Annotated in this window: 24 protein-coding genes; 22 read left to right on the plus strand and 2 right to left on the minus strand. The window is 61.1% G+C overall.

All coding sequences use genetic code 11. The features are described 5' to 3' along the window. Positions 1-58: 58 nt before the first annotated feature. From pocA to QRN61_RS04110, 11 genes are all read left to right on the plus strand, one after another. Positions 59-694, plus strand: a complete 636-nt coding sequence (gene pocA / locus QRN61_RS04060; protein ID WP_003227083.1) for a flagellar polar localization protein PocA — start codon at positions 59-61, stop codon at positions 692-694. Beyond that, positions 691-1,119: a flagellar polar localization protein PocB gene (gene pocB / locus QRN61_RS04065; RefSeq protein WP_027612340.1), complete on the plus strand. Its 429-nt coding sequence runs from the start codon at positions 691-693 to the stop codon at positions 1,117-1,119. Before pocA ends, pocB begins: the two co-directional genes overlap by 4 nt. Continuing rightward, positions 1,119-2,129, plus strand: a complete 1,011-nt coding sequence (gene lpxK, locus QRN61_RS04070) for a tetraacyldisaccharide 4'-kinase (protein ID WP_285373280.1) — start codon at positions 1,119-1,121, stop codon at positions 2,127-2,129. The genes pocB and lpxK overlap by 1 nt, the downstream gene beginning before the upstream one ends. Positions 2,130-2,150: 21 nt before the next feature. Beyond that, positions 2,151-2,336 (plus strand): Trm112 family protein, encoded by a 186-nt coding sequence (locus QRN61_RS04075; protein WP_003174668.1) that lies wholly within the window; start codon positions 2,151-2,153, stop codon positions 2,334-2,336. Next, a complete protein-coding gene (gene kdsB, locus QRN61_RS04080) occupies positions 2,333-3,097 on the plus strand; it encodes a 3-deoxy-manno-octulosonate cytidylyltransferase (protein WP_285373281.1) in 765 nt (254 codons plus the stop codon). Before QRN61_RS04075 ends, kdsB begins: the two co-directional genes overlap by 4 nt. Next, the gene (locus QRN61_RS04085) at positions 3,097-3,561 is read left to right on the plus strand and encodes a low molecular weight protein-tyrosine-phosphatase (protein ID WP_016986041.1); all 465 of its coding nucleotides are present in this window, start codon (positions 3,097-3,099) and stop codon (positions 3,559-3,561) included. The genes kdsB and QRN61_RS04085 overlap by 1 nt, the downstream gene beginning before the upstream one ends. Next, the gene (gene murB / locus QRN61_RS04090; protein ID WP_285373282.1) at positions 3,558-4,577 is read left to right on the plus strand and encodes a UDP-N-acetylmuramate dehydrogenase; all 1,020 of its coding nucleotides are present in this window, start codon (positions 3,558-3,560) and stop codon (positions 4,575-4,577) included. Before QRN61_RS04085 ends, murB begins: the two co-directional genes overlap by 4 nt. 395 nt (positions 4,578-4,972) lie before the next feature. Next, the gene (locus QRN61_RS04095) at positions 4,973-5,443 is read left to right on the plus strand and encodes a (2Fe-2S)-binding protein (protein WP_027612345.1); all 471 of its coding nucleotides are present in this window, start codon (positions 4,973-4,975) and stop codon (positions 5,441-5,443) included. Further along, positions 5,440-7,761, plus strand: a complete 2,322-nt coding sequence (locus QRN61_RS04100) for a xanthine dehydrogenase family protein molybdopterin-binding subunit (protein WP_285373283.1) — start codon at positions 5,440-5,442, stop codon at positions 7,759-7,761. The genes QRN61_RS04095 and QRN61_RS04100 overlap by 4 nt, the downstream gene beginning before the upstream one ends. Continuing rightward, positions 7,761-8,741 carry an XdhC family protein gene (locus tag QRN61_RS04105; protein WP_285373284.1) on the plus strand — a complete coding sequence of 327 codons (981 nt, stop codon included), beginning with the start codon at positions 7,761-7,763 and terminating at the stop codon, positions 8,739-8,741. Before QRN61_RS04100 ends, QRN61_RS04105 begins: the two co-directional genes overlap by 1 nt. Continuing rightward, entirely contained in the window at positions 8,738-9,334 is a 597-nt protein-coding gene (locus QRN61_RS04110) for a nucleotidyltransferase family protein (RefSeq protein WP_285373285.1), read from the plus strand. The genes QRN61_RS04105 and QRN61_RS04110 overlap by 4 nt, the downstream gene beginning before the upstream one ends. 189 nt (positions 9,335-9,523) lie before the next feature. On the opposite strand, the gene rne is transcribed toward QRN61_RS04110, so the two are convergent. After that, a complete protein-coding gene (gene rne, locus QRN61_RS04115; protein WP_285373286.1) occupies positions 9,524-12,760 on the minus strand; it encodes a ribonuclease E in 3,237 nt (1,078 codons plus the stop codon). Positions 12,761-13,459: 699 nt separating this feature from the next. Here rne and rluC point away from each other — a divergent pair. From rluC to sppA, 3 genes are read left to right on the plus strand one after another with little or no spacing between them, the layout of a single operon-like run. Continuing rightward, positions 13,460-14,422 carry a 23S rRNA pseudouridine(955/2504/2580) synthase RluC gene (gene rluC / locus QRN61_RS04120; RefSeq protein ID WP_007950779.1) on the plus strand — a complete coding sequence of 321 codons (963 nt, stop codon included), beginning with the start codon at positions 13,460-13,462 and terminating at the stop codon, positions 14,420-14,422. Then, positions 14,409-15,071: an HAD-IA family hydrolase gene (locus QRN61_RS04125; RefSeq protein ID WP_285373288.1), complete on the plus strand. Its 663-nt coding sequence runs from the start codon at positions 14,409-14,411 to the stop codon at positions 15,069-15,071. The genes rluC and QRN61_RS04125 overlap by 14 nt, the downstream gene beginning before the upstream one ends. A 24-nt stretch (positions 15,072-15,095) precedes the next feature. Beyond that, entirely contained in the window at positions 15,096-16,085 is a 990-nt protein-coding gene (gene sppA, locus QRN61_RS04130) for a signal peptide peptidase SppA (protein WP_027612352.1), read from the plus strand. A 52-nt stretch (positions 16,086-16,137) separates the two neighbouring features. Here the strand turns inward: sppA and QRN61_RS04135 are convergent, their stop codons facing one another. Further along, positions 16,138-16,716, minus strand: a complete 579-nt coding sequence (locus tag QRN61_RS04135; RefSeq protein WP_285373289.1) for a Maf family protein — start codon at positions 16,714-16,716, stop codon at positions 16,138-16,140. A gap of 105 nt (positions 16,717-16,821) precedes the next feature. Between QRN61_RS04135 and QRN61_RS04140 the strand changes: the two genes are divergently transcribed. The 8 genes from QRN61_RS04140 (at position 16,822) to pabC (ending at position 22,979) form a co-directional block, all read left to right on the plus strand. Then, the gene (locus tag QRN61_RS04140) at positions 16,822-17,349 is read left to right on the plus strand and encodes a YceD family protein (RefSeq protein WP_003204262.1); all 528 of its coding nucleotides are present in this window, start codon (positions 16,822-16,824) and stop codon (positions 17,347-17,349) included. 13 nt (positions 17,350-17,362) lie between these two features. After that, on the plus strand, positions 17,363-17,545 hold the full coding sequence (gene rpmF / locus QRN61_RS04145; RefSeq protein WP_003179396.1) for a 50S ribosomal protein L32: 183 nt from the start codon (positions 17,363-17,365) through the stop codon (positions 17,543-17,545). A gap of 4 nt (positions 17,546-17,549) precedes the next feature. Then, the gene (gene plsX / locus QRN61_RS04150; RefSeq protein WP_285373290.1) at positions 17,550-18,560 is read left to right on the plus strand and encodes a phosphate acyltransferase PlsX; all 1,011 of its coding nucleotides are present in this window, start codon (positions 17,550-17,552) and stop codon (positions 18,558-18,560) included. Positions 18,561-18,682: 122 nt separating this feature from the next. After that, positions 18,683-19,621, plus strand: coding sequence for an ACP S-malonyltransferase (fabD, locus tag QRN61_RS04155; RefSeq protein ID WP_285373291.1), 939 nt, complete (start codon positions 18,683-18,685; stop codon positions 19,619-19,621). Positions 19,622-19,637: 16 nt separating this feature from the next. Then, positions 19,638-20,378, plus strand: coding sequence for a 3-oxoacyl-ACP reductase FabG (gene fabG, locus QRN61_RS04160; RefSeq protein ID WP_027612356.1), 741 nt, complete (start codon positions 19,638-19,640; stop codon positions 20,376-20,378). Between the two features lie 196 nt (positions 20,379-20,574). After that, positions 20,575-20,811, plus strand: coding sequence for an acyl carrier protein (acpP, locus tag QRN61_RS04165; protein ID WP_003175607.1), 237 nt, complete (start codon positions 20,575-20,577; stop codon positions 20,809-20,811). 108 nt (positions 20,812-20,919) lie between these two features. Further along, on the plus strand, positions 20,920-22,164 hold the full coding sequence (gene fabF, locus QRN61_RS04170; RefSeq protein WP_027612357.1) for a beta-ketoacyl-ACP synthase II: 1,245 nt from the start codon (positions 20,920-20,922) through the stop codon (positions 22,162-22,164). After that, positions 22,164-22,979 carry an aminodeoxychorismate lyase gene (gene pabC / locus QRN61_RS04175; protein WP_285373292.1) on the plus strand — a complete coding sequence of 272 codons (816 nt, stop codon included), beginning with the start codon at positions 22,164-22,166 and terminating at the stop codon, positions 22,977-22,979. Before fabF ends, pabC begins: the two co-directional genes overlap by 1 nt. The last annotated feature ends 1 nt before the right edge of the window (position 22,980 follow it).

The raw sequence follows: 22,980 nt of genomic DNA on the forward strand, positions 1-22,980 counted from the left end.
GGTCTTAATCGCCAACCGGTATGGTAAAGTGGCGCACTTTTTCGAGGGGACTGTCACTGTGTGGGAATTGGTCAAATCCGGCGGCTGGATGATGTTGCCGATCATTCTGAGTTCCATCGCGGCCATGGCGATTGTCGCCGAGCGCCTGTGGACCCTGCGCGCCAGCCGCGTCACCCCCGAGCATCTGCTGGGTCAGGTCTGGGTCTGGATCAAGGACAAGCAGCTCAATAAAGAAAAGCTCAAGGAATTGCGCGCCAACTCGCCGCTGGGTGAAATCCTCGCCGCGGGCCTGGCCAACTCCAAGCATGGTCGCGAGATCATGAAGGAATGCATCGAAGAAGCCGCCGCGCGGGTGATTCACGAGCTCGAACGCTACGTCAATGCGCTGGGCACCATCGCTGCCATGTCGCCGTTGCTGGGCCTGTTGGGCACGGTGCTGGGCATGATCGACATTTTCAGCGCCTTCACCGGTTCCGGCATGACCACCAACGCCTCGGTCCTGGCCGGCGGTATTTCCAAGGCACTGATCACCACTGCGGCGGGCCTGATGGTCGGTATTCCGTCGGTGTTCTTCCACCGTTTCCTGCAACGCCGCATCGATGAGCTGGTGGTGGGCATGGAGCAGGAAGCGATCAAACTGGTCGAAGTGGTGCAGGGCGACCGTGACGTCGATCTGGCCGGGGACAAAGCGTGAAATTCCGTCGCAAGCCCCGGGAAACGATCGACATCAACCTCGCGTCGCTGATCGACGTGGTGTTCATCCTGTTGCTGTTTTTCGTCGTGACAACCACCTTCACCCGCGAGACACAGTTGCGCGTCGATCTGCCGGAATCGGTCAGCGGTTCGCCCGCCGAAGACCAGCAGCTCAAGCAACTGGATGTCGCGATCAGCGCCGAAGGCGTGTTCTCGGTGAACAACAAGATTCTGCCGAAAAACGACCTGGCGACGCTGATGGAAGCCATGCAGAAAGAAGCCAACGGTGACACCAACATGCCGTTGTCGATCAGCGCTGACGGCAAGACCCAGCACCAATCGGTGATCACCGCCATGGACGCGGCCGGCAAGCTCGGTTTCAGCCATCTGCGCATGACCACGGTCGAGGCGGCGCCCAAATCCTGATGAGCCTGTCCGATCGTTTGCTCGCCGCGTGGTATCAGGGGCATCCGGCCCTGACGCTGCTGCGGCCGCTGGAAATGCTCTACCGCCGCGTGGTGGTCAACAAGCGTCAGCGCTTTCTCGACGGTGAAGGCCAGATCTATCAGCCACCGGTGCCGTTAATCGTGGTCGGCAACATCACCGTCGGCGGCACCGGCAAGACACCGATGATCCTGTGGCTGATCGAGCATTGCCGACGCGCCGGTCTGCGGGTTGGCGTGGTCAGTCGCGGTTACGGCGCCAAACCGCCGCAACTGCCGTGGCGGGTCACCGCCGTGCAGAGCGCCGACGTCGCCGGCGATGAACCGCTGTTGATCGTGCAGCGCACCGGCGTGCCGCTGATGATCGACCCTGATCGCAGCGCAGCGGTCAAAGCCTTGCTCGCCAGTGAGCCGCTGGACCTGATCCTCTCCGATGATGGCATGCAGCATTACCGCTTGGCGCGAGATCTGGAGCTGGTGCTGATTGACGCTGCCCGTGGTTTGGGCAACAAGCGCTGCCTGCCGGCCGGTCCGTTGCGCGAGCCGATCGAGCGCCTGCAAAGCGTCGATGGCGTGCTGTTCAACGGTGCCACTGCGGATCGTGAAGACGGCTTCGCCTTTCACCTGCAACCGACCGCACTGGTCAATCTGCGCAGCGGCGAGCGTAAGCCGCTCGGTCATTTTGCGCCCGGTCAATCGGTGCACGCGGTGGCCGGGATCGGCAATCCGCAACGTTTCTTCAATACCCTCGAAGCGCTAGACTGGCGAGCAGTCCCCCATGCGTTTGCCGACCACGCAGAATACAGCGTGCAGGCCTTGAATTTCACACCGTCATTGCCGTTGGTGATGACCGAAAAGGACGCGGTGAAGTGCCGTGCCTTCGCAGCAGACGACTGGTGGTATCTGGCGGTCGATGCCGTGCCGTCACCAGCCTTCGTGGCCTGGTTCGACACCCAGCTGATGCGCCTGCTGCCCGATCGTCTTTTGCCTTAACTCTTTATCCAGGGAATGTTCATGGACACCAAATTGCTCGACATCCTCGCGTGCCCGATCTGCAAAGGCCCGCTCAAGCTCAGCGCCGACAAGACCGAACTGATCAGCAAGGGCGCCGGTCTGGCCTATCCGATCCGCGACGGCATCCCGGTGATGCTCGAAAGCGAAGCGCGCACCCTGACCACTGACGAGCGTCTGGATAAATGACCACTGCTTTCACCGTTGTCATCCCGTCGCGTTACGCCTCGACCCGCCTGCCGGGCAAACCGCTGCTGGACATCGCCGGCAAGCCGATGATCCAGCACGTCTGGGAACAGGCGAGCAAAAGCAGCGCCAGCCGTGTGGTGGTCGCGACCGACGATGCGCGCATCGTCGAGGCCTGCAAAGTGTTCGGCGCGGAAGTGGTGCTGACCCGTGAAGACCACAATTCCGGCACCGATCGTCTGGCGGAAGTCGCCGCCAAACTGGGCCTTGCACCGGACGCGATCGTGGTCAACGTGCAGGGTGATGAGCCGCTGATCCCGCCAAGCGTGATCGATCAGGTCGCGGCTAACCTCGCCGCCCACACCGAAGCGCGTATGGCCACCCTGGCCGAGCCGATCGAAGACGTCGAAACCCTGTTCAATCCGAACGTGGTCAAGGTCGTCAGCGACCTCAATGGCCTGGCGCTGACCTTCAGCCGCGCCACCTTGCCGTGGGCCCGCGATGCCTTCGCCAAGAGCCGCGACGTGTTGCCGGAAGGCGTGCCGTACCGTCGCCACATTGGCATTTACGCCTACCGCGCCGGCTTCCTTCAGGACTTCGTGAACTGGGGCCCGTGCTGGCTGGAAAACACGGAATCCCTCGAACAACTGCGTGCCTTGTGGCATGGCGTGCGGATTCATGTCGCCGATGCGTTGATCGCGCCGCCAACCGGCGTCGACACCGTTGAAGACCTCGAGCGCGTTCGTCGCCTGCTGGAGGCCTGATGCGCGTTCTGTTCGTGTGCCTGGGCAACATCTGCCGTTCGCCCACCGCTGAAGGCGTGCTGCGCCACAAATTGCGCGAAGCGGGGCTGGCGGATCAGGTCGAAGTGGCGTCCGCCGGCACCGGTGACTGGCACGTCGGCAATCCGCCGGACAAGCGCAGCCAGGCTGCAGCCAAAGTGCGTGGTTATGACCTGTCGGCGCAACGCGCGCAGCAGGTCAGCCGCGCCGATTTCGCCAGTTACGACCTGATTCTGGCCATGGACAACAGCAACCTGCGCAACCTCAAGGCGCTTCAACCGTCCACCGGCAAGGCCGAGCTGGATCTGTTCCTGCGCCGTTATGCCGGTGTGGTCGATGAAGTGCCGGATCCGTACTACGACGGCGATCAGGGCTTCGAGCAGGTGCTGGACCTGATCGAGGCAGCGTGTGACCAACTGTTGATCGAAGTGAAGGGCCGGTTATGAGTTTGCAGCTTCAATCACAGGTTTCGCTGAAACCATTCAACAGTTTTGGCGTGGATGTGCGCGCGCAGTTGTTCGCCGAGGCCCACAGCGATGCCGACGTGCGCGAAGCGCTGGCCTATGCAACTGCCCATGACCTGCCATTGCTGGTGATCGGTGGCGGCAGCAATCTGCTGTTGACCGCAGACATTCCGGCGCTGGTGCTGCGCATGGCAAGCCGTGGCATTCGGCTGATCAGCGATGACGGCAGCCGCGTGGTGATCGAGGCTGAAGCCGGCGAACCGTGGCATCCGTTCGTGCAACACACCTTGGCGCTGGGTTTTTCCGGTCTGGAAAACCTCAGCCTGATCCCCGGCACCGTGGGCGCGGCACCGATGCAGAACATCGGCGCCTACGGCGTCGAGATCAAGGATGTGTTCGCCGGGCTGACCGCGCTGGATCGCCAGACCGGCGAGCTGCGCGACTTCAGCCTGGAAGAATGCAACTTCGCCTACCGCGACAGCCTGTTCAAGCAGCAGCCGGGGCGTTGGCTGATCCTGCGGGTGCGCTTCAAGCTCGATCGTATTGCGCATCTGCATCTGGAATACGGCCCGGTGCGTCAGCGCCTGACCGAGCAAGGCATCGAGCAACCGACACCCAGCGACGTCAGCCGCGCGATCTGCAGTATCCGCAGCGAAAAACTGCCGGATCCGGCGGTGCTCGGCAATGCCGGCAGTTTCTTCAAGAATCCGCTGGTGTCGGCCGCGCTGGTCGAGCAGATCAAGGCGCAGCACCCGGATCTGGTGGCCTATGCGCAAGCGGACGGGCAGATGAAACTGGCCGCCGGCTGGTTGATCGAGCGCGCTGGCTGGAAAGGTTTCCGCGAGGCCGATGCTGGCGTGCATAAATTGCAGGCGCTGGTGCTGGTCAACTACGGCACCGCCACCGGCCTGCAATTGCTGGAGCTGGCGCAACGCATCCAGAAAGATATTGCCGAACGTTTCAATGTCGAACTGGAAATGGAGCCGAACCGCTATTGAGGCTACGCTTCAGGTCGGTATCCAAAGCCCTGCACTGAACAAAAAGTGCAGGGCTTTTTTGTTAACGGTGGGTTAACTTAGCCAGCTAACGATAACCGTCATTTGCTCCACCAAAGGCCCGGTGCAGACGTTCGCGTCGGCACAAGAGAGCCTGTGCCAATCACATATCAGTCAGCGATGACCCTGTGGCGAGGGAGCTTGCTCCCGCTGGGGCGCGTAGCGGCCCCGCTTTCAAGAAGGGCCTGCTCCGCAGTCCAGCGGGAGCAAGCTCCCTCGCCACAGGTTCATTGTTCGGCTTCACTGGTGTGTATTGGCCCATTAGCCTGAGTCGATCTGCGTGAACCACCGCCAGTTCTGCTCGACCCCATAACCACCAAGAATATGCGGGCGTGCCCATGATTACCCTGAAACTCAATGGCCAGGATCACCCACTGGATGTCACCGAAGACATGCCGCTGCTGTGGGCAATCCGTGATGTCGCCGGTTACAACGGCACCAAATTCGGCTGCGGCATGGGCCTGTGCGGTGCCTGCACCATTCATATCGACGGCTTGCCGGCGCGCAGTTGCATCACGCCGATCGGCTCGGTGGTCGGGCAAAACGTCACCACCATCGACAATCTGCACGCCGATCCGGTCGGGCAGGTGGTGCAGCAAGCCTGGCTCGATAGCGCCGTGGCGCAGTGTGGTTTTTGTCAGGGCGGGCAGATCATGTCCGCCACCGCGTTGCTCAAGACCAACCCCGATCCGAGCGACGAGCAGATCGAAGAGGCAATGGTCGGCAACATTTGCCGGTGCGGCACCTACAACCGGATCAAGACTGCGATCCGCCAGGCCTCGACTCACTTGAAGGAGGCCAAGGCATGAGCCGCTTGCCGAATGATTTCGCCCTGAGCAATCTCAGCCGCCGTGGCTTTCTCAAGGGCGTCGGCGCCACGGGCGCATTGGTGCTGGCCGCGAGCTGGGGCTGGCAGGATGCGTTGGCTGAAGACAAACCGAAGAAGTTCGGTGCCGACGGCATGCCCAATGGCTGGATCGACGATCCCAAGGTCTACGTCAGCATCGCCGCGGATGGCACGGTCACCGTGGTCTGCAACCGCTCGGAAATGGGCCAGGGTGTGCGCACCAGCCTGACCATGGTAGTTGCCGACGAACTGGACGCCGATTGGGCCAAGGTCAAAGTCCAGCAAGCGCCGGGTGACGAAGTACGTTTCGGCAACCAGGACACTGACGGTTCGCGCAGCATGCGTCACTGGTATGAGCCGATGCGTCGTTGCGGCGCGGCGGCCCGGACCATGCTGGAACAAGCCGCCGCCGCGCAATGGCAGGTGCCGGTGGGCGAGTGCCAGGCGCAGCTGCACAAAGTCCTGCATAAACCGTCCGGTCGCGAGCTGGGTTACGGCGAACTTGCCGCTGCCGCCAGTGCACTGGCGGTGCCGGCCCGTGACAGCCTGCGCTTCAAGCAGCCGTCGGAGTTTCGCTACATCGGCAAGGAAGGCACCAAAGCCATCGACGGTGCCGATATCGTCAACGGGCGCGCGGTGTACGGCGCGGACGTGCATTTCGACGGCATGCTCTACGCCACCATCGCGCGTCCGGCGGTGTACGGCGGCAAGGTCAAGTCGCTGGATGACAGCGCCGCGCTGAAGGTTCCGGGTGTGCTGAAGGTCATGCAGATCGAGAGCCGTCCACTGCCTTCCGAATTCCAGCCGCTGGGCGGCGTAGCGGTGATTGCCAGCAATACCTGGGCGGCGATCAAGGGCCGCGAGGCGCTGAAGATCGAGTGGGACGACGGCCCCAACGCCAGTTATGACTCGATCGCTTATCGCAAGGAACTGGAGGCAGCGGCGCGCAAACCCGGCAAAGTGGTACGCAACACTGGCGATATCGACAAAGCCCTGAGCGGCGCAGCGAGCAGTCTCGAAGCCTCTTATTATTTGCCGCATCTGGCCCAGGCACCGATGGAGCCGATGGTTGCCATCGCTCGCTACGACAAAGGTGTGTGTGAAGCGTGGGCGCCGAGTCAGGCGCCGCAGGTAACTCGCGAGCGCATCGCCGAGCGCCTGGGGCTGCCGTTCGACAATGTCACCTTCAACGTCACGCTGCTCGGTGGCGGTTTCGGCCGTAAATCGAAGCCGGATTTCGTCGTCGAGGCGGCGATCCTTGCCAAGGAGTTCCCCGGTAAAGCCGTGCGGGTGCAATGGACCCGCGAGGATGACATCCATAACTCGTATTTCCACACAGTGTCCGCCGAGTATTTGAAGGCGGCTGTCGGCAAGGACGGCATGCCGTCCGGCTGGCTGCACCGTACCGTGGCACCAAGCATTACGGCGCTGTTTGCCCCGGGCATGAACCATGAAGCGGCGTTCGAACTGGGCATGGGCTTTACCAACATGGCCTACGCGATTCCCAACGTGCGTCTGGAAAACCCCGAAGCCACGGTGCATACCCGCGTCGGCTGGTATCGCTCGGTGTCGAACATTCCTCACGGGTTTGCGATTCAGAGTTTTGTCGATGAACTGGCGCACAAGGCCGGCGTCGATCCATTCAAATATCAGATCAAGTTGCTCGGCCCGGATCGGCAGATCGACCCGCGTACCCTGAGTGAGGAGTGGAACTACGGCGAATCCCCCGAGCGTTACCCGATCGACACCGGACGCATGCGCACGGTACTGGAAACCGCGGCCAAGGCTGCCGACTGGGGGCGTCAGTTGCCCAAGGGCCGAGGCCTCGGTCTGGCGGTGCATTACAGCTTCGTCACCTATGTGGCGGCGGTGATCGAAGTCGAGGTCAAGGACGACGGTACGCTGATCGTGCACAAGGCTGACATCGCCGTCGATTGCGGGCCGCAGATCAACCCTGAGCGCATCCGCTCGCAGTTCGAAGGCGCCTGTGTCATGGGCCTGGGCAACGCGGTGCTGGGTGAAATCAGCTTCAAGGACGGCAAGGTCCAGCAGGACAACTTCCATATGTACGAAGTGGCGCGCATGTCGCTGGCGCCGAAGGAAGTTGCGGTGCATCTGGTGACGCCGCCGGGTGACGTGCCGTTGGGCGGAGTCGGTGAGCCGGGCGTGCCGCCGATTGCGCCGGCACTGTGCAATGCGATCTTCGCCGCCACCGGCCAGCGCATCCGTAACTTGCCGGTGCGTTATCAGTTGCAAGGTTGGCAGAAGGCGCAGGCGTAATGGACAGCGCCGATCTCAACGTCCTGCGCAGCGTGCTCGAATGGCGCCGCGCCGGGCAGCGGGTGGTGCTGTTCAGTGTGGTGCAGACCTGGGGCACTGCGCCCCGGGCACCCGGCGCGATGCTCGCGTTACGTGAGGACGGCGTGGTGATCGGCTCGGTGTCCGGCGGTTGTGTCGAGGATGACTTGATCGCCCGTCTGCACGACGGGCGCATCGCCAGCGACGGTCCGCCGGTGCAACTGATTACCTATGGCGTCACCCGCGAGGAGGCGGCGCGTTTCGGCTTGCCCTGTGGCGGCACGCTGCGCCTGACCGAGGAGCGGGTCGCTGATCCGGCGTGGGTCGCCGAATTGCTCGCCCGTTGTGAAGCGCATGAAATTGTCGCCCGCGAGCTGAACATCGAAACCGGTGAAGTTGCCCTTTCGGCGGCGAGCAAATCCGATGTGCTGGAATTCGATGGCAAGACCCTGCGCGCCATTTATGGTCCGCGCTGGCGTCTGTTGTTGATCGGCGCCGGGCAGCTGTCGCGTTACGTGGCGGACATGGCGCGGCTGCTGGATTTCGAAGTGCTGATCTGCGATCCGCGTACCGAGTTCGTTTATGGCTGGGAAGAGCACCACGGACGGTTCGTCCCGGGTATGCCGGATGACGCGGTGTTGAGCATTCAGACGGACGAACGCACAGCCATCGTCGCGCTGACTCACGATCCCCGTCTGGATGATATGGCGTTGCTCACCGCGCTCGATTCGCCGGCCTTCTATGTCGGTGCACTCGGTTCGCGGATCAACAGTCAGAAGCGCCGGGACAATCTGGCTCAGCTGGGCTTGTCAGAAGCTGCCATTGCGCGATGGCACGGGCCGATCGGTCTGCACATCGGCAGTCATTCGCCAGCGGAGATTGCTCTGTCGTTATTGGCGGAGATTGTGGCGATCAAGAACGGCGTCGAGTTGAAACAGAAGAAAGTCGTGGAGGGCGCATGAGTCGATCTATCGCAGTGATTGTGCTGGCGGCGGGCGAGGGCAGTCGCTTTCGCCAGGTTGCCGGTGCCGACAAGGACAAGTTGCTGGCCGATTGCACCGGGCGTGATGGCGCGGTGCGCTCGGTGATCGAGCAAGTGTTGCTGAATCTGCCGGCCAACCTCGACAAGCGGGTGCTGGTGACCACTGAAGCGCGGCCGCAGGCGATGCGCATGGCTCAGGCTTATGCCTGTGACGTGGTCTCGATTGAATCGACCGGGATGGGTGACAGTATTGCGGCTGGCGTTGCGGTTTGTCCGGATGCAGATGGCTGGCTGATCGTGTTGGGGGACATGCCGTTTATCCTGCCGTCGAGTATTGAGCGGGTGGTGGCGGCAATGACCGATGACGCGGTTAGTGTGCCGGTGCAGGAAGGCGAATTTGGGCATCCGGTGGGGTTCGGGCGTTCGTTCGGGCCGGGCTTGCAGGCATTGAGTGGTGATCGCGGTGCCAGGCCTTTGTTCAAGCAGGGCAGGGTGATTGAGGTAGCGGTGGATGATCCCGGGGTGTTGTGGGATATCGATGTGCCTGAGTCTCTGGTATTTCCTCAATCCTGAGCCCTGCATAAATCCTCTGTAGGAGTGAGCCTGCTCGCGATAGCGTTGGGTCAGTGTCATTTGTGGTGGCTGATACACCGCTATCGCGAGCAGGCTCACTCCTACAAGGAGTCGGGGCGATGCTTGAACTGGAGGCATGAAAAAGCCCCGCCTGATTGCTCAGGCGGGGCTTTTTATTGGCTTGCGGAATCAGACGAGCGGTTTAGGCTCGTGTTCTTTTTCCTCGGCCGCTTGGTGATGCTCCACCGCGTCCTGAACGGAGCGTGGTGCTTCGGCGATCACCGACTCAACCACGGCCTCTTCAGTCACCGCAGCAACCTCGACCACTTCAGCAGCCGGAGCAGCAGCGGCAGCCAGTTCGGCTTCCTTCTGCAGACGCTCGGCTTCACGCTTGCGGCGACGCACTTCACGTGGGTCGTTTGGCGCACGGCCGTTTGGCGTCAGGGCGCTGACCGGAGCGGCTTCAGCCACTGGAGCAGGGGCTTCGGCAACCACTGGCGCTTCGACCACCGGTGTTTCAACCACTGGCGCTGGAGCAGGTTCGGCGGCTTCGACCACTGGCGCGGCAGCCTTGGCTTCTTCAACCACTGGGGCTTCAACGACTGGCGCTGGAGTTTCAGCGACGGCAGGCTCGGCAACCCAGTTGAACGCGGTCTGTTCTTCGCGAACTTCACGCACGGTTTCGGTCACGGTTTCAGCGACGGTTTCAGCAACCGGCTCTGTGGCCAAGACTGGCGCCTCAACGGCAGGTTGTGCAGCAGCTTCAACCTGAGGCAGTGTTTCTTGAACCGGTGCCACTTCGACTTCCGGAGCAGCAACCACTTCCACTGGGGTAGTGGCCTCAACAACCGGCGCTTCCACTGGAGCGGTTTCCTGAACAGCGGCGGTGGCGCGTTCGGCTTGCTCGTGAGCCTGTGCTTCGGCCGGAGCGCTGATCACGCTGCTGGCAACAGCGGCAGTGACGGCCAGGCCGGCAGCCAGATCGGCAGCGCTTGGTGTTGTTTCAGCGTGTTCGCCGGACTCGGACTCTTCCGAACCTTCGATCACGTTGCCGTTGGCATCACGCTGACGCTCGCGACGGTTGCTGCGACGACGCTGACCACGGGAGCGACGACGTGGACGATCGCCTTCGGCGTTGTCCTGACCGTCTTCCGGCAGTTGCTCTTCGTTGCTGTTCACTTCTTCTTCAGCAACGGCAGCAGCCTGCTCGGCACGCGGTTGACGCTCTTCACGCGGTGGGCGCGGTGCGCGCTCTTCGCGTGGCTGACGGGCCGGACGCTCTTCTGCGACCACAGCGGCAGCGGCAGCTGCTACGGGTGCAGCCGGAGCGGCGTCCAGTGGTTCGCGCAGTTCACGTACACGCTCTTCACGCTCGCCACGTGGCTTGCGGTCTTCGCGCGGCGCACGTGGTGCACGTTCTTCACGCGGAGCGCGGGGTGCGCGTTCTTCGCGAGCGGCCGGTGCTTCGCTGCGGGCTTCACGCGGCTCGCGGACTTCACGGGCTTCACGTGGCTGACGCTCTTCACGCGGCTCGCGTGGGGCGCGTTCTTCACGCGGTGCACGTTCTTCGCGCGGCTTGCGCTCTTCATCACGGCGACCGTTACGGTTGCGGCTCTGCTGACGACCGTTGCGACGCTCTTCGTTGCGGGCCGGACGCTCGGTGGCCGGTTTTTCAACGACGACCGGAGCGGCTGGCTCTTCTTTGGTCGCGAACAGGCTGACCAGCGATTTCACCAGGCCCTTGAACAGGCTTGGCTCTGGCGCGGCAACCGGAGCCGGTGCAGCAGCGGCAGGCGCGGCGACTTCGGTCGGCACCGGCGCATTGGCACGGGCCGGCGCAGTCTTGACCGCGGCTTCCTGGCGAACCAGGGTGCGGGTCGCCGCGGCTGGCTGGACTTCTTCGACTTCGGCAGCGGCAGCAGCGATTTCGTAGCTGGACTGGTTGGTCGCGGCTTCCGGGCTGTCGTCACGCAGACGCTGAACTTCGAAGTGCGGGGTTTCCAGGTGATCGTTCGGCAGAATGACGATACGGGCACGGGTGCGCAGTTCGATCTTGGTGATCGAGTTGCGTTTTTCGTTGAGCAGGAACGCGGCGACCGGGATCGGCACCTGAGCGCGCACTTCGGCCGTGCGGTCTTTCAGGGCTTCTTCTTCGATCAGGCGCAGGATCGCCAGCGACAGCGATTCGACGTCACGGATGATGCCGGTGCCGTTGCAGCGCGGGCAGACGATGCCGCTGCTTTCGCCCAGCGATGGACGCAGGCGCTGACGGGACATTTCCAGCAGGCCGAAGCGCGAGATGCGGCCGATCTGCACGCGAGCGCGGTCGGCTTCCAGGCATTCGCGGACTTTCTCTTCCACGGCGCGCTGGTTCTTGGCCGGGGTCATGTCGATGAAGTCGATGACGATCAGGCCGCCGATGTCGCGCAGGCGCAACTGACGGGCGATTTCTTCGGCGGCTTCAAGGTTGGTCTGCAGCGCGGTTTCTTCGATGTCGCTGCCTTTGGTGGCACGCGCCGAGTTGATGTCGATGGACACCAGGGCTTCGGTCGGATCGATGACGATGGAGCCGCCGGAAGGCAGTTCGACGACGCGCTGGAAAGCGGTCTCGATCTGGCTTTCGATCTGGAAACGGTTGAACAGCGGCACGCTGTCTTCGTACAGCTTGATCTTGCTGGCGTACTGCGGCATCACCTGGCGGATGAAGGTCAGGGCTTCGTCCTGGGCTTCAACGCTGTCGATCAGCACTTCGCCGATGTCCTGGCGCAGGTAATCGCGGATGGCGCGGATGATCACGTTGCTTTCCTGATAGATCAGGAATGGCGCGGAGCGATCCAGCGAGGCTTCTTTGATGGCAGTCCACAGTTGCAGCAGGTAGTCGAGGTCCCACTGCATTTCTTCGCTGCTGCGGCCCAGGCCGGCAGTGCGCACGATCAGACCCATGTCGGCTGGAGCAACCAGACCGTTCAGCGCTTCACGCAGTTCGTTGCGCTCTTCGCCTTCGATGCGACGGGAGATACCGCCGGCACGCGGGTTGTTCGGCATCAGCACGAGGTAACGACCGGCCAGGCTGATGAAGGTGGTCAGGGCGGCGCCCTTGTTGCCACGTTCTTCTTTTTCGACCTGAACGATGACTTCCTGGCCTTCGCTCAGGACGTCCTTGATGTTGACGCGGCCTTCAGGGGCTTTCTTGAAGTATTCGCGGGAGATTTCTTTGAGGGGCAGGAAGCCGTGGCGCTCGGAGCCGAAATCGACAAAGGCAGCCTCAAGGCTTGGTTCGATGCGAGTGATACGGCCTTTGTAGATGTTGGCCTTTTTCTGCTCGCGTGCACCGGATTCGATGTCCAGGTCGTAGAGGCGTTGGCCATCTACCAGTGCAACACGCAACTCTTCGGGTTGAGTTGCGTTAATCAGCATTCTTTTCATGTAGTACCGTCGGTTTCCGGGCTGCCGGAAACGGCGTTCGGCACACACGACTTCTCACGGTCGGTGTCAGGTGCGTCGGGAGTGGTTGGCCATTCCCGTGTCCAGCGATGTCAGGCCAATTGGGCCGATATCGCGACGTACGCGTCCTGCTTGCTGTGGCTACTTAAGCACTCAGTCAGGAGGAGGAATCAACCAGCGGCTGTGGACGAGATGAAGCGTCTTGATAAAGCCTATTGCTACACAGTCCGGCGGTTGTGCATCTCCACCCTACACGTATCCCTGATAATTCGGGTGCTGCCGCGCGCAGAATCCGCAGCGGGTTGGCATTTACCGTGAGCTCCGAAAGGGGAGGTCACGCATCATGGCTAATTCAGGCGATGTTTCCGAAGCCTTCGCTCGGGGTCATCTGCAGCTGACTGCACTTTGTGAACTGGCCTCGAATATTTGCCTGTCAGGCGAGTGAAAACTCTGCTCGACGGTGTAATTCAGGCCTCATGTCACCTGCGCTTGTTACAACTGCAAACTCCACCGTTACGTAGCGAAAGCCCCGTAGGACGGCCTCGCGTCCTGGTGAATTGCGTTGGTCAGGGCCGGTTTTTGACCGTGGTTCCGCTGTCCAGGCCGCTTTTGGCGGCGTTCGCGACTATAGCAGCAATGATTAAGTGCTTCAATTCCATAAAAATTGTTATCATCCGCGGCATGACAACTACTGCCCCTTCGACTCCAGGCGTTCAACTGCTTGAAGTCTCGCCGGAGTATGCCGGCCAACGAATCGACAATTTCCTCCTTGCCCGGCTCAAAGGCGTGCCCAAGACCTTGATTTACCGCATTTTGCGTAAAGGCGAAGTGCGCGTGAACAAGGGGCGGATCAAGCCCGAATACAAGCTGCAGGCCGGCGATATCGTGCGCGTGCCGCCGGTTCGTGTGCCTGAGCGCGACGAACCGGTGCCATTGGCTCAAGGCCTGTTACAGCGCCTGGAAGCCTCGATTGTCTACGAAGACAAAGCCCTGATCGTGATCAACAAGCCCGCCGGCATTGCGGTTCACGGCGGCAGTGGCTTGAATTACGGGGTGATCGAAGCCTTTCGTCAGTTGCGCCCCGATGCCAAGGAACTGGAGCTGGTTCACCGTCTCGACCGTGACACCTCCGGCCTGCTGATGATCGCCAAGAAGCGCAGCATGTTGCGGCACTTGCACGCCGCCTTGCGCGGTGACGGTGTCGACAAGCGTTACATGGCGCTGGTGCGCGGCAATTGGGCGACCTCGATCAAGCAAGTCCGTGCGGCGCTGGGCAAGAGCAATCTGCGCTCCGGCGAGCGCATGGTCGAGGTTGACGAGGAGGAGGGCAAGGAGTCGGTGACCGTGTTCAAGGTCCTGCGTCGTTTCGGCGACTTTGCCACTCTGATCGAAGCCAAGCCGATCACCGGTCGCACCCATCAGATCCGCGTCCATACGTTGCACGCCGGGCACTGCATTGCCGGCGACACCAAGTACGGCGATGACGGTTTCAGCAAGGAAATCCGTGATCTGGGCGGCAAACGTCTGTTCCTGCACGCCTACATGCTGACCGTGCCGCTGCCCGATGGCGGCGAGCTCAAGTTGCAGGCACCAGTGGATGAAATGTGGGCCAAGACCGTGGAGCGATTGAGTGCGCCCATCTGATTACAAACTGCTGATTTTCGATTGGGACGGCACCCTCGCCGATTCCATTGGTCGGATTGTCGAGGCGATGCATTCTGCGTCCGCGCGTTCCGGTTTCGAGTTGCGTGATGATTTTGCCGTCAAGGGCATCATCGGCTTGGGCTTGCCCGAGGCGATCCGCACCTTGTACCCGGACATCAGTGATGCCGAGATGACCTCGTTTCGCGAGTATTACGCTGATCACTACATCGCGGCAGAAGCCGTGCCTTCGCCGCTGTTCGAGGGTGTAGTCGAGTCGATGGCGTCGTTTCGCGAGCAGGGCTATCACCTGGCGGTCGCGACCGGCAAGAATCGTCGTGGGCTGGATCGGGTGCTCAAGGCCAATGGCTGGGAAGATTATTTCGATATCACCCGTGCCGCCGACGAGACCGCGAGCAAGCCGCATCCGCTGATGCTCGAGCAGATTCTCGCGCATTGTCGCGTGCGGCCCGAGCAGGCGCTGATGGTCGGGGATTCGTCCTTCGATCTGCTGATGGCGCGTAATGCGGGCATGGCGTCGGTGGCGGTCAGCTACGGCGCGCAGTCGATCGAGTCGCTGCAGCAGTTCGAGCCGCGCCTGTCGATCGACCGTTTTAGTGAATTGCACGCCTGGCTGGGGCAGCAGGCTTAATACGTTTTTGCTGGGGTACAGCGCATGACCGACGAATGGAAAGCACCGGCCAAGGCAAGTGCCGACGACGGTGACGAGAAAAGCTGGAAGCTGCTGGAAAAGACTTTGCTGGCCAGTGTGCAGGAGCAGCGTCGCTCACGGCGTTGGGGGATTTTCTTCAAGCTGCTGACGTTTGTTTATCTGTTTGTTGCGCTGATCCTGTTCACGCCGCTGATGGACATGGAAAAGAGCGCCACCCGTGGCCCGAACTACACCGCGCTGATCGACGTCACCGGCATGATTGCCGACAAGGAGCCTGCCAGTGCCGACAACATTGTCGGTAGCCTGCGTGCGGCCTTCGAGGACAAGAAGGTCAAGGGTGTGATCCTGCGGATCAACAGTCCTGGCGGCAGTCCGGTGCAGTCGGGTTATGTGTATGACGAGATCAAGCGTCTGCGCGGTCTGCACCCGGATACCAAGGTGTATGCGGTGATTTCCGATCTCGGTGCGTCCGGTGCCTATTACATCGCCAGTGCTGCGGATCAGATCTATGCCGACAAGGCCAGTCTGGTCGGCTCCATCGGTGTAACGGCCGCCGGTTACGGTTTCGTCGGCACCATGGACAAGCTCGGCGTCGAGCGTCGCACTTATACCTCGGGCGAGCACAAGTCGTTTCTGGATCCGTTCCAGCCACAGAAGCCTGACGAGACTGCGTTCTGGCAGACCGTACTGGATACAACGCACAAGCAGTTCATCAACAGTGTCAAACAGGGTCGTGGCGATCGCCTGAAGGACAAGGAGCATCCGGAGCTGTTCTCCGGGCTGGTCTGGTCCGGCGAGCAGGCGCTGCCATTGGGCTTGATCGATGGTCTGGGCAATGCCAGTTCCGTGGCGCGGGATGTGATCGGCGAGAAAGAGCTGGTGGATTTCACTGTGCAGGAATCGCCGTTCGACCGCTTCTCGAAGAAACTTGGCGCCAGTGTGGCTGAGCAGTTGGCGATGTGGATGGGGTTCCACGGGCCATCGTTGCGTTAAGCGTGGTGCAGTGTTGAAAAGAAACCGGCCTCAATGGCCGGTTTTTTGTGCGTTAAGGGATTCGCACGCCCTCGGCCAGCAGCATGTCGATCAGGCGAATCAGCGGCAGGCCGATCAGGCTGGTGGCGTCAGGCCCTTCGGTGGATTGGAACAGGCTCACGCCCAAACCTTCGGCCTTGAAGCTGCCGGCGCAGTCGTAGGGCTGCTCCAGGCGCAGGTAGCGTTCAATTCGCGCCTCGTCGAGCTGACGCATGTGCACGGTAAACGGCACGCAGTCGACCTGGCAGTGGCCGGTCTGGCTGTTGAGCAGGGCCAGGCCGGTGAGGAAGGTCACGCTGGCGCCGCTGGCGGCGAGTAGTTGCTCGCGAGCCTTGTCGAAGGTGTGTGGCTTGCCGATGATCTGATCGCCGAGCACTGCGACCTGGTCCGAGCCGATAATCAGATGAGCGGGATGGCTCGCGGCGAGTGCGCGGGCTTTCTGTTCGGCGAGGCGCTTGACCAGTTCGATGGCGGATTCGCCCGGTCGGTGGCTTTCGTCAATATCCGGCGAGCTGCAGACGAACGGCAGGTGCAGGCGGGCGAGTAATTCCCGGCGATAAGTCGAGCTTGAGGCGAGTAATAAAGGCAGCATTGGCGTCTCCTGAGGCAGGTGCGAATTCTAGCGGAGGCACGCAAGTGACGGACAGGGCACAATTTCCTTTGACATGGGTGGGTGCATCCCTATAATGCTGCGCCTATGTTGAATGACCCGATTCCACCTCACGTTGACCCGCGCAAATTGGCTGACCGTGGCACCACCCTTCAAGGTGAACTGCTGCTGGCCGATTTGAAGAGACTCTGCGACCCGCTTTCCGACGATGTCGGTACGGTGCAGGCCAAATTCGTTTTTGAACGAGATGAACGTAAATCTGTGGTGATCCACAGCTTTATCGACACCGAAGTCAAAATGGTTTGCCAGCGTTGTCTTGAGCTGGTCACCCTGCCGATCCACAGCGAATGCAGTTACGCTGTAGTGAAGGAGGGTGCGAATACCCAGTCGTTACCGAAAGGTTATGACGTGCTGGAACTGGGCGAAGATCCATTGGATCTGCAGTCACTGATCGAGGAGGAGCTTCTGCTCGCCTTGCCCATTGTGCCTGCTCATCATCCGGAAGAATGCCAGCAGCCGGCGGGAGCAGATGAGCCCGAACCGAGCGAGGACGAGGTAACGCGGTCCAACCCGTTCAGTGTATTGGCGCAGTTAAAGCGTGACCCAAACGTTTAGGAGTTAATCAATTATGGCTGTTCAGCAGAACAAAAAATCCCGCTCTGCCCGTGACATGCGCCGTTCGCACGACGCTCTCGAGGCTAGCACCCTGTCTGTAGAAAAAACCACTGGTGAAGTTCACCTGCGTCACCACGTATCGCCAGAAGGCGTATACCGTGGCCGTAAAGTGATCGACAAGGGCGCTGACGAGTAATCACTTGTCCGCTCAAGTCATCGCGATTGACGCAATGGGCGGGGACTTCGGTCCCCGCAGCATTGTTCAGGCCAGCCTTGCTTGCCTTTCTGCTACGCCCTCGCTGCACCTGACCCTCGTCGGTCAACCCTCCCTACTTGAAGAACTGATCAACGGCCAATCGGCTGCCGATCGCGCGCGCCTGACAATTGTCCCGGCGTCTGAAGTCATCACCATGGACGAAAAGCCGACCCAGGCCTTGCGTGGCAAGCCGGACTCGTCGATGCGTGTCGCCCTTGAACTGGTGCGTGACGGCAAGGCTCAGGCCTGTGTCAGTGCCGGCAATACCGGGGCGTTGATGGCGCTGTCGCGATTTGTGCTCAAGACCTTGCCGGGGATTGATCGGCCGGCGATGGTGGCGGCGATTCCGACGCAGAAGGGTTATTGCCAGTTGCTCGACCTGGGCGCCAACGTCGATTGCAGCGCCGAGCATCTATTGCAGTTCGCGGTGATGGGCTCGGTGGCGGCGCAGACGCTGGGCATCGCCCGGCCGCGTGTCGCGTTGCTGAATATCGGCACCGAGGACATCAAGGGCAATCAGCAGGTCAAGCTGGCGGCGACCTTGTTGCAGGCGGCGCGCGGCATTAACTATATCGGTTTTGTCGAGGGCGATGGCCTGTATCGCGGCGAGGCGGATGTGGTGGTCTGTGACGGTTTTGTCGGCAATATCCTGCTCAAGTCCAGCGAGGGCCTGGCGACGATGATCGCCGCGCGCATTGAGGCCTTGTTCAGGAAAAGCTTTGCTTCCCGCGTGGTAGGTGCTTTGGCCCTGCCATTGATGAAGCGCCTGCAGGCGGATCTCGCACCGGCGCGACATAACGGCGCAAGCTTCCTCGGCTTGCAGGGTATCGTGGTGAAAAGTCACGGTTCGGCCGGGGTTCAGGGTTTTCAGAGTGCGATTCAACGCGCGCTGATCGAGATTCAGGAGAACCTGCCCGAACGCCTCCACGGTCGTCTGGAGGATCTGTTGTCTTAGGCGTTTTCGTCGGACAATGCTTAAATGTGACCGCCCGGTTCAAAGGGCCATCCAACTGTCAGTTTCTTGCGTCCCCCAGTGGGGCGTCATTTTCGACGACAAGATCATTAGGGGCTTGTTACATGTCTGCTTCCCTCGCATTCGTCTTTCCAGGACAGGGTTCGCAGTCCCTCGGCATGCTGGCCGAGCTGGGCGCGGAATATCCGTTGATCCTCGAAACCTTCAAAGAAGCCTCCGCTGCTCTGGGCTATGACCTGTGGGCACTGACCCAGCAGGGCCCGGAAGAGCTGCTCAATCAAACCGACAAAACCCAACCGGCCATTCTGACCGCTTCGATCGCTCTGTGGCGTCTGTGGCTGGCTGAAGGTGGCGCGCGTCCGGCATTTGTTGCCGGTCACAGCCTGGGTGAATACAGCGCGCTGGTTGCTGCCGGCAGCCTGAGCCTGGCTGACGCGGTGAGGCTCGTTGAGCGCCGTGGACAGTTGATGCAGGTAGCCGTTCCGGCCGGGCAGGGCGGCATGGCTGCCATCCTCGGTCTGGAAGATGCCGACGTGCTGGCAGCCTGTGCCGAAGCGGCGCAGGGCGAAGTGGTCAGCGCGGTGAACTTCAACTCGCCGGGTCAGGTAGTGATTGCCGGCGCCAAGGCTGCGGTTGAACGTGCCATCGAGGGCTGCAAGGCCCGTGGCGCCAAGCGTGCCATGCCGTTGCCAGTGAGCGTGCCATCGCACTGCGAAATGATGCGTCCGGCTGCCGAGCGCTTTGCCGAATCCATCGCCGCCATCGACTGGCAGGCGCCGCAGATCCCGGTCGTACAGAACGTCAGCGCGCAAGTGCCGGCCGATCTGGAGACCCTCAAGCGTGATCTGCTCGAACAACTGTACAAGCCCGTTCGCTGGGTTGAATCGGTTCAGACGCTGGCTGCCAAAAGCGCTACCAGTCTGGTCGAGTGCGGCCCGGGCAAAGTGCTGGCCGGTCTGAACAAACGTTGCGCCGAAGGCGTTTCGACTTCCAATCTCAATACCCCAGACGCTTTCGCTGCCGCCCGTGCAGCGCTGGCCTGAATCAGGAGAAACTTGCATGAGTCTGCAAGGTAAAGTTGCACTGGTCACCGGTGCAAGCCGCGGTATCGGCCAGGCTATCGCACTGGAACTGGGTCGTCAGGGCGCCATCGTTGTTGGCACTGCGACCTCCGCCAAGGGTGCCGAGGCGATTGCTGCCACGCTCAAGGAGCACGGCATTCAAGGTACCGGCCTGGAGCTGAACGTCACCAGCGACGAATCCGTTGCCGCCGTGATCGCGAGCATTCAGGAGCAGTTCGGCGCGCCGGCGATTCTGGTCAATAATGCCGGCATCACCCGCGATAACCTGATGATGCGCATGAAAGACGATGAATGGTACGACGTGATCGATACCAACCTGAACAGTCTGTATCGCCTGTCCAAGGGCGTTTTGCGTGGCATGACCAAGGCGCGCTGGGGCCGAATTATCAGTATTGGCTCGGTGGTGGGTGCCATGGGCAACGCAGGCCAAGTAAACTATGCAGCCGCCAAGGCCGGTCTGGAAGGTTTCAGCCGTGCGATGGCGCGTGAAGTCGGTTCGCGTTCGATTACGGTCAACTCGGTAACCCCTGGGTTCATCGACACCGATATGACCCGCGAACTGCCGGAAGCACAGCGTGAAGCCTTGCAGACGCAGATTCCGCTGGGCCGTCTGGGACAAGCTCAAGAGATCGCCTCGGTGGTCGCTTTTCTTGCATCCGACGGTGCGGCATACGTCACTGGGGCTACAATCCCGGTGAACGGTGGGATGTACATGTAAGTAAAATGTGACGGATTGCTTCAAAAAAATGTCATACGAGCTGTCTAAAATCCGTTATAAAGCTGCAATCTATTTATAGGCAGAGGGCCGCAGGGTTTGAGGAGTGAAGCTTTCAGTTGAAAAGCTGAAAAGCCTTTCTATACACTTACCCACTGGCCAGCTGCCTGAATTTGTCCATTAGGAGTGAAAACAAGGTATGAGCACCATCGAAGAGCGCGTCAAGAAAATCGTTGCCGAGCAACTGGGCGTTAAAGAAGAAGAAGTGGTCAACACTGCTTCCTTCGTTGAAGACCTGGGTGCCGACTCCCTTGACACCGTTGAGCTGGTGATGGCTCTGGAAGAGGAATTCGAGACCGAAATCCCTGACGAAGAAGCTGAGAAGATCACTACTGTACAAGCTGCAATCGACTACGTTACTAGCCACCAGGCGTAATAGTTTGTAATCGTTGTCTGCTGTCATGGAAAAACCGCACTGCCATCATGGCGTGCGGTTTTTTCTTTAGGCCTGATGCAAAGTCGTCATTTGAAAAAGGAGAGTGCTGTGTCGCGTAGACGCGTCGTAGTCACCGGTATGGGTATGTTGTCGCCACTGGGCACGGATGTGCCGAGCAGTTGGCAGGGCATTCTGGCTGGCCGCAGTGGCATTGGTCTGATCGAACACACCGACCTTTCTGCCTATTCCACCCGTTTTGGCGGCTCGGTAAAGGGCTTCAATGTCGAGGAATACCTGTCGGTCAAGGAAGCACGTAAGCTCGACCTGTTCATTCAGTACGGTCTGGCCGCGGGTTTTCAGGCTGTTCGCAACGCCGGTCTGGAAGTCACCGACGCCAACCGTGAGCGCATTGGCGTGGCCATGGGCTCGGGCATCGGCGGTCTGACCAACATCGAAGAAACCAGCCGTACCCTGCATGAGACGGGCCCGCGTCGAATTTCGCCATTCTTCGTGCCAGGCTCGATCATCAATATGATTTCCGGTTTTCTGTCCATCCACCTGGGTGCACAGGGGCCGAACTACGCCATTTCCACTGCCTGTACCACCGGTACGCACTGCATTGGCATGGCGGCGCGCAACATCATGTACGACGAGGCCGACGTAATGATCGCCGGCGGTGCCGAGATGGCCGCGTGCGGTCTGGGCATGGGCGGCTTCGGCGCGTCCCGTGCGCTGTCGACCCGCAACGACGAGCCGACTCGCGCCAGTCGTCCATGGGACAAGGGCCGTGATGGCTTCGTGCTGTCTGACGGTGCCGGTGCGCTGGTACTCGAAGAACTCGAGCACGCCAAGGCCCGTGGCGCCACGATCTACGCCGAGCTGATCGGCTTCGGCACCAGTGGCGATGCGTTCCACATGACGTCGCCACCCGCTGATGGCGCTGGTGCAGCGCGCTGCATCACCAATGCGCTGCGCGATGCGAAGATCAACATCGACCAGGTGCAGTACATTAACGCCCACGGTACTTCGACCCCGGCCGGCGATCTTGCCGAAGCCAACGCGATCAAGACCGTGTTCGGTGAGCACGCCTACAACCTGGCGGTCAGCTCCACCAAGTCCATGACCGGTCACCTGTTGGGTGCGGCGGGCGCGGTCGAGGCGATCTTCAGCGTACTGGCGATCAACAGTCAGGTGGCACCGCCGACCATCAACCTCGATGAGCCGGATGAAGGCTGCGATCTCGATTTCGTGCCGCACACTGCGCGCAACATGGACATCGACGTCGTACTGTCCAACTCGTTCGGGTTTGGCGGCACCAACGGCACATTGGCATTCCGTCGGTTCGCCGGGTGATGGACAGCTGGGTCGACGGTCAACCGGCTGACGCTCTGTCGCTGAAAGATCGCGGCCTGGCTTACGGTGATGGTCTGTTCGAGACCATTGCCGTGCACGGCGGCCAGCCGGTATTGCTGGATCGTCACCTGACGCGTTTGGCCGAGGGCTGCTCGCGTCTGGCCATCGCCGCGGATATCGAGCGGGTTCGCAGCGAGCTACTGGCTTATGCCGCGGCAATGGGCGAGGGCGTGCTCAAGCTCATTCTCACCCGTGGTGACGGCTTGCGTGGCTACGCACCCGATCCTGCGGCGCAGGGCCGACGCATTCTGCAACGCAGTCCGCCTGCGGCTTATCCTGCCGTGCATGGCGAGCAGGGCGTGCGCCTGTTTCCCTGCGTCACGCGGTTATCCAACCAGCCGTTGCTGGCCGGTCTCAAGCATCTGAATCGTCTGGAGCAAGTGCTCGCCCGCGCCGAATGGCACGATGGCGAACATGCCGAAGGCTTGATGCTCGATCAGGCCGGGCGCGTCATCGAAGGCGTGTTCAGCAACCTGTTTCTGGTGCGCGACGGCGTACTGATCACCCCGGATCTGAAGCGCTGTGGCGTGGCCGGTGTGATGCGTGCTGAAATATTGTTTCAGGCCGAGTCATTGGCCATCCCCACTCAAATCACCGACATCAGCCTCGAACAGCTGCAATGGGCTGATGAAGTCTTTGTTTGCAACAGCGTGTATGGCGTCTGGCCGGTACGTGCCTACGCTGCACTGAGCTGGCCGGTTGGCCCGCTCACCCGTAAACTGCAAACCATTGCCCGCGCGCTACTGGATGCTTGAT

The organism is Pseudomonas sp. lyk4-TYG-107, assembly GCF_030209055.1.
GTDB lineage: Bacteria > Pseudomonadota > Gammaproteobacteria > Pseudomonadales > Pseudomonadaceae > Aquipseudomonas > Aquipseudomonas putida_A.

What these genes read in the sequence shown, in the direction of transcription:
- pabC (WP_285373292.1), top strand. Translation starts at nt 22,164, where the DNA reads ATGGACAGCTGGGTCGACGGTCAACCGGCTGACGCTCTGTCGCTGAAA.
- rluC (WP_007950779.1), top strand. Translation starts at nt 13,460, where the DNA reads ATGACAACTACTGCCCCTTCGACTCCAGGCGTTCAACTGCTTGAAGTC.
- kdsB (WP_285373281.1), top strand. Translation starts at nt 2,333, where the DNA reads ATGACCACTGCTTTCACCGTTGTCATCCCGTCGCGTTACGCCTCGACC.
- QRN61_RS04085 (WP_016986041.1), top strand. Translation starts at nt 3,097, where the DNA reads ATGCGCGTTCTGTTCGTGTGCCTGGGCAACATCTGCCGTTCGCCCACC.
- QRN61_RS04075 (WP_003174668.1), top strand. Translation starts at nt 2,151, where the DNA reads ATGGACACCAAATTGCTCGACATCCTCGCGTGCCCGATCTGCAAAGGC.
- fabD (WP_285373291.1), top strand. Translation starts at nt 18,683, where the DNA reads ATGTCTGCTTCCCTCGCATTCGTCTTTCCAGGACAGGGTTCGCAGTCC.
- murB (WP_285373282.1), top strand. Translation starts at nt 3,558, where the DNA reads ATGAGTTTGCAGCTTCAATCACAGGTTTCGCTGAAACCATTCAACAGT.
- lpxK (WP_285373280.1), top strand. Translation starts at nt 1,119, where the DNA reads ATGAGCCTGTCCGATCGTTTGCTCGCCGCGTGGTATCAGGGGCATCCG.
- QRN61_RS04100 (WP_285373283.1), top strand. Translation starts at nt 5,440, where the DNA reads ATGAGCCGCTTGCCGAATGATTTCGCCCTGAGCAATCTCAGCCGCCGT.
- QRN61_RS04135 (WP_285373289.1), bottom strand. Translation starts at nt 16,716, where the DNA reads ATGCTGCCTTTATTACTCGCCTCAAGCTCGACTTATCGCCGGGAATTA.
- rne (WP_285373286.1), bottom strand. Translation starts at nt 12,760, where the DNA reads ATGAAAAGAATGCTGATTAACGCAACTCAACCCGAAGAGTTGCGTGTT.
- fabG (WP_027612356.1), top strand. Translation starts at nt 19,638, where the DNA reads ATGAGTCTGCAAGGTAAAGTTGCACTGGTCACCGGTGCAAGCCGCGGT.
- QRN61_RS04140 (WP_003204262.1), top strand. Translation starts at nt 16,822, where the DNA reads ATGTTGAATGACCCGATTCCACCTCACGTTGACCCGCGCAAATTGGCT.
- QRN61_RS04110 (WP_285373285.1), top strand. Translation starts at nt 8,738, where the DNA reads ATGAGTCGATCTATCGCAGTGATTGTGCTGGCGGCGGGCGAGGGCAGT.
- sppA (WP_027612352.1), top strand. Translation starts at nt 15,096, where the DNA reads ATGACCGACGAATGGAAAGCACCGGCCAAGGCAAGTGCCGACGACGGT.
- rpmF (WP_003179396.1), top strand. Translation starts at nt 17,363, where the DNA reads ATGGCTGTTCAGCAGAACAAAAAATCCCGCTCTGCCCGTGACATGCGC.
- QRN61_RS04105 (WP_285373284.1), top strand. Translation starts at nt 7,761, where the DNA reads ATGGACAGCGCCGATCTCAACGTCCTGCGCAGCGTGCTCGAATGGCGC.
- QRN61_RS04095 (WP_027612345.1), top strand. Translation starts at nt 4,973, where the DNA reads ATGATTACCCTGAAACTCAATGGCCAGGATCACCCACTGGATGTCACC.
- acpP (WP_003175607.1), top strand. Translation starts at nt 20,575, where the DNA reads ATGAGCACCATCGAAGAGCGCGTCAAGAAAATCGTTGCCGAGCAACTG.